Origin of the sequence: Lacticaseibacillus zhaodongensis, assembly GCF_009687905.1 — a bacterium.
Taxonomy (GTDB): domain Bacteria; phylum Bacillota; class Bacilli; order Lactobacillales; family Lactobacillaceae; genus Lacticaseibacillus; species Lacticaseibacillus zhaodongensis.
Genome location: NZ_BLBG01000023.1, coordinates 1 through 2,922, shown reverse-complemented (window position 1 = coordinate 2,922; position 2,922 = coordinate 1). Strand labels below are relative to the sequence as shown.

The following is a 2,922-nucleotide window of genomic DNA, read 5'->3' as shown; positions in this document are numbered from 1 at the left end:
ACAAAAAAGGACGGGGCCAGAAATTTGAGAAATTTCTGGCCTCGTCCTCTTCTTTTGAGGGGTTTTGTCACAACCCCATTTTTTTAATTTGCCACTAACTAATCACCGTCAGCTTATTTATATGATTAATTTAATATAGGTGAGCTTTGTTGATCAATTTCGGTCTAATGTCTCGATAAGTTGAACCTGACACACCCTGGAAAGCGAGCTCAAAAGTGGCAAAATCGGGTTGTTTTCGTGGCAATAATGACGAATGTTATGCCCAGTCAACACGCTGTTCTGCCGGGTTTGCGCAGATTCGCATAAATGTTGTAATAGGTAACTATAATCATTGACAATCTTGCAAATACGCAGTACAAATATAGTGAGACGTAGAATACACATAATGGTTTTCTTATATATATACCAGTTAAAACACAAAGTCTTTTGGGGATTTGACTTTCAAAGTTGAGGGATTAGCTATGCAACGTAATAGAGACGTGAAATTACATTTTAAGATGTACAAAGATGGCAAGCGGTGGATGGTCGCTGGCCTATTTGTGGTTGCGATGTCTGGGGTTGCGATTGCCCCGGCAGTGTTGAGTCCGATGGTGCCGGTCAATGCATCTAGTAGTGATAGTAACTACTCGAATTCGAACGCTAATTATAAGAATTTTCAGGATACTGTTAAGAACGCCATTGCGAGTGGCAATTTTGTCGATGAAACCAAGGATGGTTCCAGTTCCGTTCATTTTGATGAGAGTGAACTGCAGGCGATCGTTCAGGGCCACTTGAAGCTCATCGTTAAGGACGACAGTTGGACGATTGTACCAACTACTGGTTATCAGAAGGCTAGCTTGGGTGATGCCTTGAAAGGCTATCCTACAGAGCAGTTGAAGGATCCAACTAATCCAGCAAATGCAGCAATCATCCTGGACTATCTGAAGAGTCACGGTCCCATTACCAATGGTGGTAACACCACTGGCAAGTACATGACTGCGCCGATTATTTCAACCGATGGCTTCGAAATCGGTAATTCTAATCAGACTGGTGGTCTTGCACAGACGGGGACCAACATCGTTGAAGGTAACCTTGTTGCCGGAACCAATACCAACAACTTCGGTGGTGGCGTTCTGATTACCGGTAATGGTGCAGTTTCTGGGCAGGGCGCTTTACCATCCCAGATTCCCGCCGCGATTAGCGATAAGAAGCTCCAATTCAGCAGTGATTCTGTTAAGACTCAGGCGGAGCAACTGAGCACAGCTGCTGCGCAAATTGCTGACACCTTAACGAAGAGCGATGCGTCCACCAAACTAGCCCCACAAAATGGTGGCTTTAGCATTGATACCAGCAAGGCTAAAAAAGATAGTCAAGGTAACTATGTCTACACTATTGACTCTTCCGCTTTGCAAGGCGGAAATCCATGGCTTAACATTTCTAATCCTGACGGCGGTAAAGTCATCATTAACATTACCGGTGGTGGCACGGTTAACCTTGGTAGCGCCAACCTTAAGGGTACTGGTGCAGTTATCACCAGTACGGATGGGACGACACTTGACCTGACCAATGCGGATCAGGGTGGCTTCACCGTTCTTGCTCCTGACTCGACTGTTATCGGCTTTCAGAATAACTTCTCTGGTGCCGTAAAAGTACTTAACGGCCTCGGAACCGATGCACCGAACTTGGATACAGGCAGCACTCCCGCAGCACCAAAAGTCGAGCATCTGACGGCCACGATTACAAACCACGTTGTCTACGCAGATAGCGATACCAAAGATACCGCTGTTAAACTGCCAGCTAACTATGACCGGACCATGACCGTTAACTATGACAAGACCACCGGTACTGATGGCAAGGTCAGTTACAGCAACGTCAAAATCGATAAGGATTTTGACGCGCTTAACGCACCAGCATTGAAGGGTTACACCAGCAAGGTTGCTGGTGACGTGGATAGCGGCGCACTGCTTAAGCAGCTGCAGACCGATCCTAGCAAGCCGCTTGGTGATACAACGACGACGGTTACCTACACGGCTGCAAAGCCCGTAACAGTACACAAGACAACGACGGTTAAACAGGTCGTTAACTTTGCGTACGCTGACGGCGCTGATGGGGATGCAAGCAAGCTCCCCGCACCAGTGACCCGGGACGTGACGGTTGATTATGATGAAACTACCGCTCCTGATGGCACGGTTACGAAGAGCAACTTTGCTCCCCAGGGTGGCTTGGATGCGATCACACCAGCTGAGATTGCTGGATACATCACCAATGATTCTAACGTGGCCAACACTGCTGAAGATGAAAAAGCTATCGTGGCCAAGGCCAGTGAAGACGGCGATAACGGTGTTATCCAGTCAACAATCATTTACTTCCCTTCCAGCACGAGTGTCCACAAGTCCATCACGGCAACTAACCACGTTGAGTACGAACTGAGCGATGGCGATGACGGGGACGCGTCCGTTCTTCCAGCCGACTATGATCGGACGATTACGATTACTTACACCGAAGTCACTGATTCCGCTGGCAACAAGACCAAAACCAACTTCTCCGTAGATAGCGATTTTGGTGCAGTTCAGGCGCCACACATTGATGGGTACACTGTCGATACTACAGGCGACATTACTGCTGATGCAATTATTGCTCAGTTGAAGGCAAGTCCCGATGGTACCGCGCTTGATACTTACACTGATGTTGAGTACGAAAAGGTGGAAGTTGGCGCACCACAGGCAGATAAAGCTGAGAGTGGCGATGCGGTATCAGTAAGTCGTGATGATTTCTACGACAAGACCGGGATCACTAGTGAACTTGGTGCACCACAGTCCAGCAAGACGATTTCTGAATCTGGCGATGCAGTTTCAGTGAGTCGTGGTGATTTCTACGACAAGACCGGGATCACTAGTGAACTTGGCGCACCACAGTCCAGCAAGACGATTTCTGAATCTGGCG

At 47.8% G+C, this 2,922-nt stretch carries 1 protein-coding gene; it reads left to right on the top strand.

The annotated features are described in order from the left end of the window. Window positions 1–461: 461 nt before the first annotated feature. Window positions 462–2,922: KxYKxGKxW signal peptide domain-containing protein (locus tag GN107_RS10325; RefSeq protein ID WP_155288063.1), on the top strand; the 2,461-nt coding region annotated here is incomplete at its 3' end.